Origin of the sequence: Burkholderia sp. BCC1993 (genome assembly GCF_905339865.1) — a bacterium.
Lineage (GTDB): Bacteria > Pseudomonadota > Gammaproteobacteria > Burkholderiales > Burkholderiaceae > Burkholderia.
Genome location: NZ_CAJPGZ010000003.1, coordinates 336,179 through 350,315 on the forward strand (window position 1 = coordinate 336,179; position 14,137 = coordinate 350,315).

General features: G+C 69.7%; 16 protein-coding genes and 1 pseudogene. 8 read left to right on the plus strand and 9 right to left on the minus strand.

Annotated elements, in window-relative coordinates:
* Positions 1-57: 57 nt before the first annotated feature.
* Positions 58-1,038, minus strand: a complete 981-nt coding sequence (locus U4Y91_RS06565; RefSeq protein ID WP_321804226.1) for an NAD-dependent epimerase/dehydratase family protein — start codon at positions 1,036-1,038, stop codon at positions 58-60.
* 99 nt (positions 1,039-1,137) lie between these two features.
* On the opposite strand from U4Y91_RS06565, the gene U4Y91_RS06570 reads away from it, so the two are divergent.
* Complete coding sequence (locus U4Y91_RS06570) at positions 1,138-2,037, plus strand: LysR family transcriptional regulator (protein WP_321804227.1); 900 nt, start codon at positions 1,138-1,140, stop codon at positions 2,035-2,037.
* Between the two features lie 42 nt (positions 2,038-2,079).
* Here U4Y91_RS06570 and U4Y91_RS06575 read toward each other — a convergent pair whose 3' ends face one another.
* Genes U4Y91_RS06575 through U4Y91_RS06585 form a run of 3 tightly spaced genes read right to left on the minus strand, consistent with a single transcriptional unit; the run spans position 2,080 to position 3,628 of the window.
* Positions 2,080-2,400 carry a hypothetical protein gene (locus U4Y91_RS06575; RefSeq protein ID WP_321804229.1) on the minus strand — a complete coding sequence of 107 codons (321 nt, stop codon included), beginning with the start codon at positions 2,398-2,400 and terminating at the stop codon, positions 2,080-2,082.
* A 29-nt stretch (positions 2,401-2,429) separates the two neighbouring features.
* The gene (locus U4Y91_RS06580; protein WP_321804232.1) at positions 2,430-2,696 is read right to left on the minus strand and encodes a hypothetical protein; all 267 of its coding nucleotides are present in this window, start codon (positions 2,694-2,696) and stop codon (positions 2,430-2,432) included.
* A 59-nt stretch (positions 2,697-2,755) separates the two neighbouring features.
* Complete coding sequence (locus U4Y91_RS06585; protein WP_321804233.1) at positions 2,756-3,628, minus strand: LysR family transcriptional regulator; 873 nt, start codon at positions 3,626-3,628, stop codon at positions 2,756-2,758.
* A gap of 159 nt (positions 3,629-3,787) precedes the next feature.
* On the opposite strand from U4Y91_RS06585, the gene U4Y91_RS06590 reads away from it, so the two are divergent.
* A complete protein-coding gene (locus U4Y91_RS06590) occupies positions 3,788-5,248 on the plus strand; it encodes an MFS transporter (RefSeq protein ID WP_321804235.1) in 1,461 nt (486 codons plus the stop codon).
* Between the two features lie 72 nt (positions 5,249-5,320).
* On the opposite strand, the gene U4Y91_RS06595 is transcribed toward U4Y91_RS06590, so the two are convergent.
* The gene (locus U4Y91_RS06595) at positions 5,321-5,515 is read right to left on the minus strand and encodes an oxidoreductase-like domain-containing protein (protein ID WP_321804237.1); all 195 of its coding nucleotides are present in this window, start codon (positions 5,513-5,515) and stop codon (positions 5,321-5,323) included.
* A gap of 107 nt (positions 5,516-5,622) precedes the next feature.
* On the opposite strand from U4Y91_RS06595, the pseudogene U4Y91_RS06600 reads away from it, so the two are divergent.
* Positions 5,623-5,706: pseudogene (locus tag U4Y91_RS06600) on the plus strand (RidA family protein); the annotation flags it as partial.
* An 88-nt stretch (positions 5,707-5,794) separates the two neighbouring features.
* On the opposite strand, the gene U4Y91_RS06605 reads toward U4Y91_RS06600, so the two are convergent.
* Complete coding sequence (locus U4Y91_RS06605; RefSeq protein WP_321804239.1) at positions 5,795-6,508, minus strand: SDR family NAD(P)-dependent oxidoreductase; 714 nt, start codon at positions 6,506-6,508, stop codon at positions 5,795-5,797.
* 562 nt (positions 6,509-7,070) lie between these two features.
* Here U4Y91_RS06605 and U4Y91_RS06610 point away from each other — a divergent pair.
* On the plus strand, positions 7,071-7,748 hold the full coding sequence (locus U4Y91_RS06610) for a dihydrodipicolinate reductase (protein WP_321804241.1): 678 nt from the start codon (positions 7,071-7,073) through the stop codon (positions 7,746-7,748).
* A gap of 82 nt (positions 7,749-7,830) precedes the next feature.
* Here U4Y91_RS06610 and U4Y91_RS06615 read toward each other — a convergent pair whose 3' ends face one another.
* Together U4Y91_RS06615 and U4Y91_RS06620 are read right to left on the minus strand one after the other, a co-directional pair.
* Complete coding sequence (locus tag U4Y91_RS06615) at positions 7,831-8,640, minus strand: SDR family oxidoreductase (protein WP_321804243.1); 810 nt, start codon at positions 8,638-8,640, stop codon at positions 7,831-7,833.
* Positions 8,637-9,470: a MoaF C-terminal domain-containing protein gene (locus tag U4Y91_RS06620; protein ID WP_321804400.1), complete on the minus strand. Its 834-nt coding sequence runs from the start codon at positions 9,468-9,470 to the stop codon at positions 8,637-8,639. The genes U4Y91_RS06615 and U4Y91_RS06620 overlap by 4 nt, the downstream gene beginning before the upstream one ends.
* Positions 9,471-9,640: 170 nt before the next feature.
* Here U4Y91_RS06620 and U4Y91_RS06625 point away from each other — a divergent pair, with 170 nt between their 5' ends.
* From U4Y91_RS06625 to U4Y91_RS06635, 3 genes are all read left to right on the plus strand, one after another.
* Positions 9,641-10,435 carry an AraC family transcriptional regulator gene (locus U4Y91_RS06625; RefSeq protein ID WP_321804245.1) on the plus strand — a complete coding sequence of 265 codons (795 nt, stop codon included), beginning with the start codon at positions 9,641-9,643 and terminating at the stop codon, positions 10,433-10,435.
* 193 nt (positions 10,436-10,628) lie between these two features.
* Positions 10,629-11,588, plus strand: coding sequence for a DMT family transporter (locus U4Y91_RS06630; RefSeq protein ID WP_321804247.1), 960 nt, complete (start codon positions 10,629-10,631; stop codon positions 11,586-11,588).
* A 125-nt stretch (positions 11,589-11,713) separates the two neighbouring features.
* Positions 11,714-12,262, plus strand: coding sequence for a permease (locus U4Y91_RS06635; protein WP_321804249.1), 549 nt, complete (start codon positions 11,714-11,716; stop codon positions 12,260-12,262).
* Between the two features lie 90 nt (positions 12,263-12,352).
* Here the strand turns inward: U4Y91_RS06635 and U4Y91_RS06640 are convergent, their stop codons facing one another.
* The gene (locus U4Y91_RS06640; protein ID WP_059449563.1) at positions 12,353-12,487 is read right to left on the minus strand and encodes an entericidin A/B family lipoprotein; all 135 of its coding nucleotides are present in this window, start codon (positions 12,485-12,487) and stop codon (positions 12,353-12,355) included.
* Between the two features lie 233 nt (positions 12,488-12,720).
* Here U4Y91_RS06640 and U4Y91_RS06645 point away from each other — a divergent pair, with 233 nt between their 5' ends.
* Entirely contained in the window at positions 12,721-14,016 is a 1,296-nt protein-coding gene (locus U4Y91_RS06645; RefSeq protein WP_321804252.1) for an aspartate carbamoyltransferase, read from the plus strand.
* Positions 14,017-14,137: the final 121 nt, after the last annotated feature.

A 14,137-nucleotide genomic window follows, 5' to 3' on the forward strand; every position in this document is an offset into this window, starting at 1 on the left:
AGGCAATAAGGGACATGACCCGCACGCGGGCACGTCACCCGCCTCCAGCGCTCGCCGTCATCGCAAGCAGCCCAGCCCGGCCAGCGTCGCCTCCACCGCCGTATCGAGCGGCGTCACCGGCTCGCGGCCCAGCACCGCCGTCACCCGCGCGTTGTCCATCCGGAGCGGCTCGCGCCACAGATAGCGCATCTCGAGCATCTCGCGCATCGTCGTGACGAACGGCGCCGCGACCCACACGAGCCACCACGGGAAACGCCGCACCGTCGGCCGCATCCCGTGCCGCTGCGCGACGCGGCGCACGGCCTGCGCCATCTGTGTGCCGTCCGCGTCCCAGTGACCGCCGAAGTGGAAGCGCGCGAACGGCGCCAGCGTGTCGCGCCGCTCGAGCAGCTCGACCATCGTGCGCGCGACGTCCGGCAGGTACGCCCATTGATGGCCGACGCCCGGCCGGCCCGGCACGCTGATGGCCGCGACGGGCCGCCCGGCCTTGACGAGCGCCTGCCCGAACCAGTTGTTGCCCGCGTGCGCGCCGAAGAAATCGCCGGCCCGCACGATGATCGTCCGGACGCCCTGCGCGGTCGCCGCCTGCAACCGCCGCTCCATCTCGACGCGGATCGCGCCCTTGCGCGTCTCCGGATGCTGCGGCGCCTCTTCGCGCAACACCGGAAACGCGTCGGGGCCATAGTTGTAGACCGTCCCCGGCAGCACGACGGTCGCCTGCGCCAGCGTCGCCGCCGCGATCGTGTTGTCGAGCATCGGCAGCACCTGCGTCGACCAGTTCCGGTAGCCGGGCGGATTCACCGCATGCACGATCACGCTGCAGCCGCGCGCCGCGCGAACCACCGCCTCGCGGTCGAGCGCGTTGCCGCGCAGCCATGCGATCCCGTCGCGCTCCACCGTCTCGGCGTCGAGCCCGCGCTTGAGCGCGCGCACCTGCCAGCCGGCATCGCGCAACTGACGCGCGACCTCGCCGCCGATACCTCCGCTCGCGCCGAGCACGAGTGCCTGTCGTTGCGTCCCGCCTGCGTTCGCCGTCATTGCCGTTCTCCGTGAATGAACCGTTGTCAGCACGCATTCTGGCGCGAGGCCGCCTAACAAGGAATTGCCGAACCCGATGCATCGGCTATACATTTATGTATGGCCATCGATCTGAACTGGGAACGCTACCGCACCTTCCTCGCCGTGCTGACGGAAGGCTCGCTGTCGGGCGCGGCGCGCGCGCTCGGCATCACGCAGCCGACGGCCGGCCGCCACGTCGCGGCGCTCGAAGCCGCGTTCGGCCAGACGCTGTTCACGCGCTCGCCGTCGGGGCTGCTGCCGACCGAGGCGGCCCTGGCGCTGCGCGGCCATGCCGAGGCGCTGCGCAGCGCGGCGGCCGCGTTCGAGCGCGCGGCCGCGAGCCACGGCGCGGGCGTGCGCGGCACCGTACGGATCTCGGCCAGCGACGTGATCGCGGTCGAGGTGCTGCCGCCGATGCTCGCGCAATTGCGGCGCGACCATCCGGGGCTCGTGATCGAACTGGTGCCGACCGACCGCATCCAGGACGTCCTGAATCGCGAGGCCGACATCGCGGTGCGGATGGCGCCGCCCGCGCAGGAGGCGCTCGTCGCGCGGCGCATCGGCGCGCTGGAAGTCGGGCTGTACGCGCGCGACGACTACCTGGCGCGCAACGGTACGCCGTCATCGACGGACGAACTCGCCCGTCACGCGCTGATCGGCTTCGATACGGTCACGCCGTTCATCCGCGCGGCGGGGCGCGGGATGCCGCTGTGGAATCGCGATGCGTTCGCGCTGCGCACCGACAGCAATCTCGCGCAGCTCGCGATGATTCGCGCGGGCTACGGGATCGGCTTCTGCCAGAACCGGCTCGCGCAGCGCGATGCGCGGCTCGTGCGCGTGCTGCCGGACGGACCCGCGACGAAACTGGAAACCTGGATGGTCATGCACGAGGATCTGCGGACGAGCCCGCGTTGCCGGGCCGTGTTCGATGCGCTGGCGAACGGGCTGCGTGCGTATGCGGAAGGGACGGCCGACTAGGCCGTTCTCGCCCGCCGCGCACGCGAATCGCCGCGGCGCGCGCTATTCGTGGATCTTGCCGGCGAACAGGATGTCGGCCACGCGCCGCCACGGGTTGTCGGGCAGGTCGTAGCAGCGCAGCCCCTCCTCGGACGCCTCGGCCCAGTCGACCATCGCCTCCAGGTACTCGCCGATCGAGCGGTTTTCCCAGCCGAGCGCGGCGGCCGCATACGGCGCCGGCGGCACGTCGGCCTCGAGCTGGCGCTCCTTGTGCCAGTCATGGCCGAGCACGCGCAGGAAACGGATCAGCGAGCGCTCGTCGATCACCCGCTCGAGCGCGTGCGCCAATCGCGCGGCCATCTCGCTTTTCAGTTCGTCGTTCATGCGTATCGCCCCCCCCTGCTACGCAACGTTCAGAACGCTTCCAACTCGCACCAGCCGGGATACGTTTCCTCGACGATGAAGAAATCGTCGAAGTAGACCAGCCCGAGCCGTTCGAGCGACCTCATGCACGCATCGGCAGCGTCGCCGCCGAAGAACGGGCCGAGCGACACCAGCCGGTCCGACGCGTCGAAACAGGCGGCGAAATTGAATTCGCGCATGAGCGCGGACAGGTCGAGGTCTTTCTCGACCAGCGCCGCGCGTCGAACGACGATCCCGAAATCTCTCGATATTTTCATCGGTACCGACTCCCGTCGAATACGTGCCGCTGCGCCGACGCGCATGCGTGCTTCACGCTTCACATCAGCAACTGCCGCGACAGCACCTCGCGCGCCTGCGTGACCGTCTCGCGCTCGCCCGGCATCGGCGGCGTCAGCGAGAACACCGCGTCGGGCAGTGCCGGCAGCCGGTATTTCGCGCCGAGCCGCACGAGGCCATCGCCGATCGCCGACGCGCACAGGCAGCCGACGCCGAGCCCCGCCGCCAGCATCGACTGCAGCCCCGCGACGCCCGACGCGCTGTGCACGAGCACGTACGGCGCGTGCTGCTCGTCGAGCGAGCGCACCGCGATCTGATGCATCATGCAGTCGTCCGGCAGCAGCACGAGCGGCAACGGCTCGGGCAACTGCTCGGCGAGCGCGGGCGACGTGACCCACGACAGCGGCTCGCGCCGCAGCACCCAGCGCGTATCGGCCGACGCGGGCCGGAACGGGCCGCTCGACAGGTTCATCACGACGCCGAGATCGATCTGCCCGCGCGCGTGGGCAGCTTCGATCTCCGCGCTCTTCATCGCGCTCACGTGCAGGCTCAGTTGCGGGTAGCACTCCCGCAACCGCGCGAGCAGGCCCGCGACTTCATGCGTCCGGTAGTAGTCGGTGATCGCGACGCGCAATTCGCCCTTGATCGCCTGTCCGCGCACTTCGTCGAACGCGGCCTCGTTCAGCGCGACGATGCGCCGCGCATGCTGCAGCAGGCGCGCGCCGGCCGGCGTCGGCTCGACGCCGCGCTTGCTGCGCACGAACAGCGGCACGCCGGCGCGCGACTCGAGCTTGCGCACCTGCTCGCTGACCGTCGACTGTGACAGATGCAGCAGCGGCGCGGCCGCCGTAAGGCTGCCCGCATCCGCCACCGCCGCGAACGTGCGTAACTGATCCAGGTCGAAACCGCGCATCGCCCTCTCCATCCATCGAATAACCCGATGGATGCTACCACCAATTCCCGCTTTTCCGATTGATCGGCGGTCCGCAGAATGTCGGTTCAACGGCCCGCCGAACCTGTTTCCACGGGATTCAGCATGCGTTGCGGCCGCCATTCTTCCGGATTTCCGTTCATGACCGACAACACCCTCGCCCCTTGCGCGCCGGCCGGCGCGGCTGCCGCGGCACCGCCACGCAGCCATCACGGCTGGGCGCTCGTGGTCCTGCTGGTCGGTGCCATTCTGCCGCCGCTCGACTACTTCATCGTGAATCTCGCGCTACCGGCCATCCGCGACGGCATCGGCGCGCGGCCGGCCGAGCTGCAGCTCGTCGTGTCGGCCTACGCGTGCGCGAACGCGGTCGTGCAGATCACCGGCGGGCGTCTCGGCGACCTGTACGGCCGCAAGCGAATGTTCATGATCGGGATGGCCGGGTTCGTCGTCGCGTCGGCGCTGTGCGGGCTCGCCGGCAGCGGCGCGGTGCTGGTCGGCGGCCGCGTGCTGCAGGGCCTGTTCGCCGCGATCCTCGCGCCGCAGGTGCTCGCGACGATCCGCAGCGTGTTCAGCCCGCAGGAGCAGGTGCGCGTGATGGGCTTCTACGGTTTCGTGTTCGGCCTCGCGGCCGTGATCGGCCAGCTCGGCGGCGGCGCGCTGATCGACCTGCATCCGTTCGGGCTCGGCTGGCGCGCGATCTTCCTGGTCAACGTGCCGATCGGCATCCTCGCGCTGCTCGGCAGCTGGCGCTTCATCCCGGAAAGCCGGCCGCCGCGCGGCCAGCGCATCGACGTACCCGGCACGGTGCTTCTGTCGCTGCTCCTGCTGATGCTCGTCTATCCGCTCACGCACGGACGCGAGGCGGGCTGGCCGCTGTGGATGATCGCGTGCGTCGTCGGTGCGCTGCCGATGCTCGGCGCGCTGCTGGCGGTCGAAGCGCGCCGGCTCGCCGGCGGCCGCGATCCACTGCTCGACGTGCGCCTGCTGCGCAATCCGGTCTTCGCGCTCGGGCTCACGCTCGCGTTCCTGTTCTACATGCTGAGCGCGTTCTTCCTGAGCTACGGCATCTATCTGCAGGGCTGCCTGAACTGGTCGCCGCTCGCGTCGGGGCTGGCGATCCTGCCGCTCGGCCTCGGCTTCCTTGCGAGCCCGCTGCTGATGCCGCGTCTCGTCGAGCGGTTCGGCGGCTATCGCGTGCTCACGCTCGGCTTCGCGATGCTCGCGGCCGGCGTCGCGACCGCCGCCGCGCTGGCCGGCGATCATGCGCCCGGCCCGGGCTTTTACGCGGGCATCGCGGCGATCGGCATCGGGCAAGGCCTCGTGCTGCCGTCGGTCGTGCGGATCGTGCTCGCGGAAGTCGACGCGGCGCGCGCCGGGGTCGCATCCGGCATGGTCACCGCGATGCTGCAGATCGGCGCGGCCGTCGGCGCCGCGACGCTGGGCGGGCTGTTCTTCGCGCGGCTCGGCGCGCAGCCGGGTGCGCTCGACTACGTGCAGGGGTTCAGGACGGCGATGTGGGCGCTGACGGCCGTGCTGCTGGCGTGCGTTGCGTTGTCGGCCGCATTGGGGCCGATGCATCGGCGGGGGCGGGCCATCGCGTGACGACGCCGGCCCGGGAAGCACTCGCCGGCAGCGAATCCGAGCATGCGCGACCGCTTGCCGGCGGCGGGCTCACTAATGATGCTTGAGTTGCGCGTGCCGTGCTTCCCATGCGGCCAGCTCGACGCGATAGCGCGCCAGCGCTTCGTCGTACAGGTCGAACACGCATGGCGAGCAGCCGCTGTTGCAGCAGTCTTCCAGTTCGGGTTGTTCGGGCGGGGTCGGACGCGGATCGTCGGCGAGCGTATCCGCGGAGGCAGGCTTGGTCACGGCTTCAGTCACATCGTATCGAACGCCCAGTATACGGTGATGGTCAGCGGCATGCAGGCACGCACCGGACGCAGCCGCGCATCCCCCCCACCGACAGGAGTCGCGCCATGGCCGAAGCAGTGAAGCCGCCGGAACGACGGGCGCCGTTCGGCGCCTTCTCGATGGCCGCGATCCAGGGCGACGGCCGGATCTGATCGAAATCGCGGCGATCGCGGAAATCTCGCGTGCGCGATTTCGCATGCCCTGACGTCGTACTCGAGTGCGATCACCCGCTCCCTGCTACGCCACGCGACCGCTCACCGGAATCGATGCGCCGGTGATCGCCTGCGCGTCGGCCGACAGCAGGAACCCGATCGTCGCCGCAAGCTGTTCGGGCCGGACCCAGCGCGTGAAATCCGCATCCGGCATGTCCGCACGGTTCGGCGGCGTGTCGATGATGCTCGGCAGCAGCGCGTTCACGGTCACGCCGCGATCGAGCAGTTCCGCCGCCAGCGCCTCGGTGAGCCGCGCGACGCCCGCCTTCGCGGCTGCATACGCACCCATCCCGGCGCCCGCCTTGAACGCCGCGCCCGCGCCGATGTTGACGATGCGGCCGGCCGGGCTCGTCACCAGATACGGCAGCGCGGCCTTCGACGCGTTCAATGCCGTCTTCACGTTCAGTTCGTACATGCGGTCCCACGTGGCCGCGTCGCCGTCGGCGATCGTCTGCCAGACGAACGCGCCCGCGATGTTCAGCAGCGCGTCGACCCGGCCAAATTCGCGATTCACCGCTTCAAGGGCGCGCGCAGCCGCCTGCGGATCGACGAGGTCGATGCCGCCGATGCGCAGCGCATCGGTCGGCACGCCGGGCAACGCCTGCGCGTCCGGCGCCGCGCCGCGGCCGATCAGCGCGACGCGCGCGCCGCGCTGGCCGAGCCAGGCGGCCGTGGCGACGCCGAGATGGCCGAATCCGCCGGTGATCGCGACTGCCTTGCCTTTCAGGTCGTGTTCCATCGATGTGCTCTCCTGGGTCGAGGGGGTTGGATGATACGTGGTTCGGGGCGATGCCGGCACCGACACGGACGCGCGTGGCCAGCGTTTCGACAGCGTAGCGCCGTTCACGCTCGCGCGCGCACGGCGATAAATGCGTTACCGCCAACGCAGCCGCGCGGTTGATTCGCAGCCGTGAAGGCGCGCACCGCGCATGACGGTGGACGGTGGACGGTGGACGGTGGACGGTGGACGGTGGACGGTGGACGGTGGACGGTGGACGGTGGACGGTGGGTGGCGGGTGGCGGGTGGCGGGTGGCGGGTGGCGGGTGGCGGACAGCGGGCAGCGGACGGTAGGCGGTAGGCGGTAGGCGGCGGACAGCGGGCGGTGGGCGGTGGGCGGTGGGCGGTGGGCGGCGGGCGGCGGGCGGCGGGCGGCGGACGGCGGACGGCGGACGGCGGACGGCGGACGGCCGGGCATAATGCGCGAACACGGTGCGCCGCACGGTGCCCCGTGATCGCGCCGGGTCCTTGAACGGCCCGCGTCGTTTCCGTAACGAAACCCGAACCTCAACCCGTCTACCCCATGCAAGTACTCGTCGTTGGCACCGGCAAGCTGGCAACCGAACTGCTCGGCTCGCACCGGCTCGACCCCGCAACCTGTCGCGTGATGGCCTGGTCGGACCCCGCACGCACCGAGACGCGTTCGATCGTCGTGCACGCCGGATCCGGCCGCGAGCTGCCTGCCGCGATCGAATTCTGCCGCGCAACGGGCTCGCCGCTCGTCGAGCTGTCCACCGGCTCCGAGCTCGAAACCGGATCGTACGACTTCCCCGTCGTGCTTTGTCCGAATACGAACATCCTGATGCTCAAGTTCATGAGCATGCTGGAAACCAGCGGCCATCTGTTTCGCGACTGCCGCATCAGCGTGACGGAGTCGCACCAGGCCGGCAAGACGTCCGTGCCGGGCACCGCGGTCGGCATCGCTCAGTCGCTCGGCGTTCCGGCGCAGGACATCCGCTCCGTGCGCGACCCCGACGAACAGCGCGACGCCCTGCAGATTCCCGACGATCAGCTCGGCCGTCATGCGTTCCACCGGATCCGCATCGAGGATGGCGCATGCAGCCTGCAGTTCGAATCGCGCGTTTACGGCGCGTCGCCTTACGCGGACGGCGTGTCGCGGATCGTAGAGACCGTCCGGCAGCACGAACTCGAACCTCGCCGATACTCGATCGTGGAGTTCATCCGCAACGGCTGGCTGTAGCCGCGACGGTGCGCGGATCGCGCCGACGACACCGCGGCCGGCACATTCGACGGCCGCGATCGCACGATCGCGCACGCGCCCCTTACCCGTCGCCCAGCACGGCCCCGCTCTCCGGCAGCGTCGCGCCGCCGTCGACGACGATCGTCTGCCCGGTGATGTACGCCGCATCGGCCGATGCGAGAAACAGCATCGCGTTCGCGATGTCCTCCGGCTCGCCCATCCGCGCGAGCGGAATGTCGCGCGCGATCTGCGCGGCGACCGACGCATCGCCGAGATTGCCGGCGGCCGGCGTGCGGATCATCCCCGGCTCGACGCCGTTGACCGTCACCTTGCGACGCGCGAGTTCGAGCGCCGCCGCGCGGATGAAGCCGTTCACGCCGGCCTTCGACGCCGCGTAGTGCGCGAGCCCCGGATAGACGACGCGCGGCCCGGTCACCGACGACGTGACGAGCAGCCGCCCCGCTCCCGCACGCTCGAATGCTGGCAGCGCGGCCTGCGCGAGCCAGAACAGCGCCGACAGGTTGACCGACAGCGTGCGCTCGAGCATCGGCTCGTCGATCTGCGCAAACGGGGTCAGCGGGAAGTACGCGGCGTTGTGAACGACGACGTCGAGCCGGCCGCCGTCGCGCTCGACCGCCGCGACGAGCGCGCCGAGTTCGTCGCGGCTCGCGGCGTCGACGCGATACGCGCGCGCGTCGCCGCCCGCACTGGCGAGCGCGTCCGCCTGCGCGGCAGCGGCATCGCCGTTGAGATCGGCGAGCGCGACGAACGCATCGGATTCCGCGAAACGACGCGCGATTGCCGCGCCGATCCCCTGCGCGGCGCCCGTGACCAGCACGACGCGTCCGCTGAAATCCGCACGCAGGCGGCCGCTGCCCGGCACGGCGCTCATCGCTGCGCCTCGCCGCCAAGCGGATGCACGGTTTCATTCAGCACCTGCGCATGCGCGCCGATCGGGAAATTCGACAACGTGCCGAAGTCGCCGCCCTGATAGCCGAAGATCTTGCCGTCCGTCTTGCGTTGCGCGAGGTCGATCAGCACGACGCCGAGCGTCGGCACCACCTTTTCGCGCCACACGAACAGATACAGTTCATCTGCAATCCTGAAGTAATGGCAGCGATCCACGTCCGCCAGCCCGCCTTCGACGCCCTGCAGGCACTGCCATGCATAGAAGTTCTCGTTCAGGTAGATGTGCTCGTAGCATTCGGTCGGGCTGTAGCGATACATCGTCCGCTTGCCGATCAGTTCGCGCGTCAGCCCGTGCAGCGGGCCCGGCTGAGCATGGCCGCCGAGCGTGCCGTGCCGGAATGCCGCGTCGACGCCCGTCAGCGGTAACCCGCGCGCGACGCGCGTGAACGCGTCGACATGCGTGTCGGCTTCGGTCGGCAGCGTGCCGATCACCGACGTCCACACGCCGCTGCCGACGTCGATCACGAGGCTGACCGACGTCGCGCGCGCCACCGGATCGATGTAGTCGACGAAGTACAGGTCGTCGCGCAGCCGCGTGACGCGGCACGGCGCACGGCCGCCCGTGTCGGTCGCCGTATCGCACCATTGCAGCGCACCCGCCTCGAACGTATAGACGCGCCATGCGCCCGTTGCGTCGCCGAGGGCCAGGGACCGCCCGACGAGCGCGTTCACGGGCGTGAGGATGTTCGCGTCCGGTGCAAAGCCATCCGCGAGCGCGCCAACCTGAATGAATACCGGATCCTGTCGTTCCACCTGCCGTCTCCCGCGCAGCTTCAGGCCCGGCGGGCCGTGTACGCTGCTCATGTGCACATGGTGCGGGCTGCGCGCGCCGCACGGTATCGGCCAAAAGGATGAAGGGCGCGCGGCGCCGGAACGCGCTACAGTGCACGTGATCCGCGCCGCTGCCGGCACGAGGAGCCCCCATGCACCGTGTCACCCATTACCGACGGACCGATGAAGGCATCGAGGCGATCAGCCTCGAGTCCGACCGCACGTTTCCGCGGCACGCGCACGACGAATTCGGGGTCGGCGTGATCGTCAGCGGCGCGCACCGGTCCTGGAGCGGCCGCGGGCAGGTCGACGCGCTGGCCGGCGACGCGATCATGGTCAATCCGGGCGAGATGCACGACGGCATGCCGATCGGGACGGGCACGGCCCGACGCTGGCGGATGCTGTACCTCGCGCCGGCGCTGGTCGCGGGCGTCGCGGCGGAAGAAGGCGTCAGCGGCGTCGAGCTTGCGCATCCGGCCGTGCGCGACGCGCGGCTCGCGGCCGCGTTCGGCCGGTTGCATGCTCGAATCGTCGCAGGAGATACCGTGCCGCTCGCCCGCGACGAGGCGCTCGTGACACTGGTCGCCGGGCTGCTTGCGCGGCATTCGAACCGGGCGCTGCCGGCCGCCGGCGTCGCGCCGGCGATCCGCGTGGCCCGCGAGCGGCTCGATGCGGCGCCCGCCGCACCCGTCTCGCTGGCCGAACTCGCCGGCCTGAGCGGCGTGAGCCGCTTCCAGCTGCTGCGCGGGTTCGCGCGCGAACTCGGCATCACGCCGCACGCGTATCTGGTGCAGTCGCGCACGCGGCTGGCGCGGGCACTGCTCGCGAGCGGCCGGCCGATCGCGGACGCCGCGGCCGAAGCCGGTTTTGCCGACCAGAGCCACCTGACGCGCGCGTTCGCACGCCAGTTCGGGATCACGCCGGGACGATTCACGCAGGCCGGCTGACGGACGTCGCGGTCCCGGCACGGCCGCCGCCGTGGCGCGACGTCGTCGATCGCCGCCGTTCAGCACCCACGATGGCGCTTGATGGCAGCGCCACCGGTCATCCGGAGACACCGCGCGCAATACCCTTCCGCTCGCCGGCGCCGCTGCAATTTCGTTCAAGACGCCCGCGCCGCCGCACGCGACCATGCGGCACATGAACACACGACTGATCGGCTATCTCTATCTCGCCGCCGCCATGGCGGGCGTCGGCAGCACCGTCATCGCGAGCCGCCTCGCGGCCGGCGGCCTGCCGCCGTTCGCCGCCACCGCGCTGCGCTTCCTGATCGCAACCCCGCTGCTGTTCGCGCTGATGCGGGCGCAGCGGATGCGATGGCCGCGGCTCTCCGCACGCGACGCCGTGCTGCTGGTCGTCCAGGCTGCGGCGGGCGGGGTCGGCTATACGGTGCTGCTGATCAGCGGCACGAAGCTGTCGTCGCCCGTCGATGCGGGCGTGATGCTCGGCACGCTGCCGGCGATGTCGACGCTGATCGCGGCGGTCGTGCTGCGCGAGCGGCAGACGCGGCGCGACTGGGGCGCGGCCGCGCTCGCCACCGGCGGCGTGCTGTTGGTCACGTTCGCGCCCGGCCAGGCCATGCCGTCGCTCCGGACGCTCGCCGGCGACGCGCTGGTGCTGGCGGCCGTCGCATGCGAGGCCGTGTTCATCCTGCTCAACCGGCGGCTGTCGGCGCCGTTGCCGCCGCTCACGCTGTCGACGGCGATGTCGGGCCTCGGCTTCGTGCTCGCACTGGTGCCGGCCGCGTTCGAATGGCACGCGCTGGCAACAAACTGGAACATCGGCGCGGTGTCGGCGATCGCGTACTACGCGCTGGTGCCGACCGTGCTCGGCTATCTATGCTGGTATGCGGGTTCGGCGCGCACGAGCGGCACCGAAGCCGCGCTGTTCACAGCGGTTGCGCCGGTCTCGGCCGTGCTGTTCGCGGTCGCGCTGTTCGGCGAGACTCTGGGCGGCACGCGACTCCTCGGCATCGCGCTCGTCGTCGCGGGAATGCTGGTGGGCGCGACGCGGCGGCGCGAACCGCCGGCACGCGCAACGGACGCACGGTCGAGGTCGCCAGCGCGGCCGGCGGCATCCACATCGACCGCTACCGATTGATCCGCGTGCGCGGCGACTGTAGGAATGTGTCCGCACGCGGCAAAATCGTTGCGCACCGTCGCACAAGATGCAATATTCGCGTGGCCGGGCCATTTGACAACCACCGAACAATAATTCGCATCACCATGAACAAAAAGGAAGCCAAAACAAGAATCGCGGCGCTGCTGTCCGCGGGTGCGAGGAAAGCCGACGTGCTGGCCGAGCTGGCCGGACAGGGCCTCAAGGATCGCGTGCTCGCGCGCCTGATCGCGTCGCGCCCCGACCCCGAGCTGTGCAGGAAAAACAAGGTGCATACGCGGGTCCTGATCGGGCTCGGCATCGCGCAGTTGGTGATCAGCCTCGCACTCGCCTATCTCATCCTGGTGGACACACTCAGCATCGGCGCCGCGGTGCTGTTCCTCGCCCTGACGGTGCCGCTGTCGCTGCTGTTCATCTGGGGCTTCGCGACCCATCGCGTCGGCGCATATCACGCGTTCATCTTTCTGTCGCTGCTGCAGGTACCGAAGACCATCGCCGATCTCGGCCGCGATCCGTCGGCCGCGCTGCCGACCCTCGGGGTGACCGTCATCCTGGTCGGCTACGTCTGGTTCATCCGCAACCGGCTGTTCCCCGACTTCGGCTGGTTCACGCCGCGCAAGGTCGAGGGCCGTTACGCGTTCGTGGAAACCGCCTGACACCGCACACCACGCACCATGAAAAAGGCGCCGGGCCGCCCCGCAATCGCGGGACGGCCCGGCGCCTTCTGCATTCCGGAACCCGGCAGCTTATTTGGCCTTCTCAGCCGTATCGCTGATTGCCTGGCCACCCTTCGAAATGTCCTGCCCCATGCCTGCAACGGTATTGCAACCGGCGAGCGCGGCGGTCACCACCAGCAGCACTGCAGCAATCGTACGCGTCATGCTCATTCTCCTTCGAGTCAACATGCCCGACCGGGCGAATCGTATGCGGCGTGGTGCCCTGCGGCGTGCAGGACACGGGGCCTGACCTGATTATACGGAGACGGCCGCCGTGCGCCAGTGCCGGCCGAGCCGGCGTCCCGCGCACGACACGGCTGGTCGCACAGATTTTCCTTGACTTCGTCGGCACGCGAACTAATATACGCACCGCGTATATTTTTCATCAGGTGCCGCCGATGACCGTTCCCCAGCAAGCCTTCCTGCGCGACGCGATGCGCCGCCTCAACATGACCCGCGAAGCGTTCGCGAACCGCATCGGCGTAAGCCGCCGCGCGCTGGACACGTGGCTGTTGCCCGACGACTCGCAGGAATCGCGCGGGATGCCCGAGATCGTCGAACGCTTCGTGTCGGAAATCGTCGAGCGCTCGGCGCCGGACGGCGGTGACTATACGCAAAGCGTAGACAAACAGGAGCTCACAAAGCAATTCCTGTTCGAAGGCAAGCCGCAGCTGATCTCGGTGGACCAGTTCTCGCGCGACTCGGTCGAGGCGCTGTTCCGCGTCGCCGACGTGATGCAGCCGATCGCGCGCCGCCACAAGATCTCGCGCGTGCTCGAGGGAGCGGTGCTCGGCAACCTGTTCTTCGAAGCCAGCACGCGCACGCGCGTGTCGTTCGGCGCGGCCTTCTGCCGGCTCGGCGGCTCGGTGTGCGACACGACCGGTTTCACGTTCTCGTCGATGGCCAAGGGCGAATCGATCTACGACACGAGCCGCGTGATGGCCGGCTACGTCGACGCACTCGTGATCCGCCACCCTGAGAAAGGCTCGGTTGCCGAATTCGCGCGCGCGACCAACCTGCCGGTGATCAACGGCGGCGACGGCCCGGGCGAGCACCCGAGCCAGGCACTCCTCGATCTCTATACGATCCAGCGCGAGTTCTCGCGGCTCGGCAAGATCGTCGACGGCGCGCATATCGCGCTCGTCGGCGACCTGAAATACGGCCGTACCGTGCATTCGCTCGTCAAGCTGCTCGCGCTGTACCGCGGGCTGAAGTTCACGCTCGTGTCGCCGCCGACGCTCGAAATGCCCGCGTACATCATCGACCAAATCGCGACGAACGGCCACGTGATCGAGCAGACGAACGACCTCGCGGCCGGGCTGCGCGGTGCGGACGTCGTCTATGCGACGCGGATCCAGAAGGAGCGCTTCACCGACGAGTCGTTCGAGGGCTATACGCCGGATTTCCAGATCAACCAGGCGCTCGTCGACTCCGTCTGCAAACCCGACACGCTGATCATGCACCCGCTGCCGCGCGACAGCCGGCCCGGCGCGAACGACCTGTCGGTCGACTTGAACCGCGATCCGCGACTCGCGATCTTCCGCCAGACCGACAACGGCATTCCGGTGCGGATGGCGATCTTCGCGGTGCTGCTCGGCGTCGAGAATCTCGTCCAGCATTCGATGCGCGATGCGACGTGGCGCCCGCCGGCGTACCTCGGGCCGGAGGATGCAGTGTTTCACGGAATCGATTGACCCGCATCCGGTGTCGCGCGGCCGGACTCGAGATTGCTGAAGATCGAGCGCCGCGCGCCAAAGCAACGCACGACGCGCCGCCTTGCACGGCGCGTTTTCATTTTCGGCGCGGGTGATGTCG

Bases quoted from the DNA above. Each gene is read 5' to 3' on its own strand.
- U4Y91_RS06565 (WP_321804226.1), bottom strand. From the start codon at position 1,038: ATGACGGCGAACGCAGGCGGGACGCAACGACAGGCACTCGTGCTCGGC.
- U4Y91_RS06570 (WP_321804227.1), top strand. From the start codon at position 1,138: ATGGCCATCGATCTGAACTGGGAACGCTACCGCACCTTCCTCGCCGTG.
- U4Y91_RS06575 (WP_321804229.1), bottom strand. From the start codon at position 2,400: ATGAACGACGAACTGAAAAGCGAGATGGCCGCGCGATTGGCGCACGCG.
- U4Y91_RS06580 (WP_321804232.1), bottom strand. From the start codon at position 2,696: ATGAAAATATCGAGAGATTTCGGGATCGTCGTTCGACGCGCGGCGCTG.
- U4Y91_RS06585 (WP_321804233.1), bottom strand. From the start codon at position 3,628: ATGCGCGGTTTCGACCTGGATCAGTTACGCACGTTCGCGGCGGTGGCG.
- U4Y91_RS06590 (WP_321804235.1), top strand. From the start codon at position 3,788: ATGACCGACAACACCCTCGCCCCTTGCGCGCCGGCCGGCGCGGCTGCC.
- U4Y91_RS06605 (WP_321804239.1), bottom strand. From the start codon at position 6,508: ATGGAACACGACCTGAAAGGCAAGGCAGTCGCGATCACCGGCGGATTC.
- U4Y91_RS06610 (WP_321804241.1), top strand. From the start codon at position 7,071: ATGCAAGTACTCGTCGTTGGCACCGGCAAGCTGGCAACCGAACTGCTC.
- U4Y91_RS06615 (WP_321804243.1), bottom strand. From the start codon at position 8,640: ATGAGCGCCGTGCCGGGCAGCGGCCGCCTGCGTGCGGATTTCAGCGGA.
- U4Y91_RS06625 (WP_321804245.1), top strand. From the start codon at position 9,641: ATGCACCGTGTCACCCATTACCGACGGACCGATGAAGGCATCGAGGCG.
- U4Y91_RS06630 (WP_321804247.1), top strand. From the start codon at position 10,629: ATGAACACACGACTGATCGGCTATCTCTATCTCGCCGCCGCCATGGCG.
- U4Y91_RS06635 (WP_321804249.1), top strand. From the start codon at position 11,714: ATGAACAAAAAGGAAGCCAAAACAAGAATCGCGGCGCTGCTGTCCGCG.
- U4Y91_RS06640 (WP_059449563.1), bottom strand. From the start codon at position 12,487: ATGACGCGTACGATTGCTGCAGTGCTGCTGGTGGTGACCGCCGCGCTC.
- U4Y91_RS06645 (WP_321804252.1), top strand. From the start codon at position 12,721: ATGACCGTTCCCCAGCAAGCCTTCCTGCGCGACGCGATGCGCCGCCTC.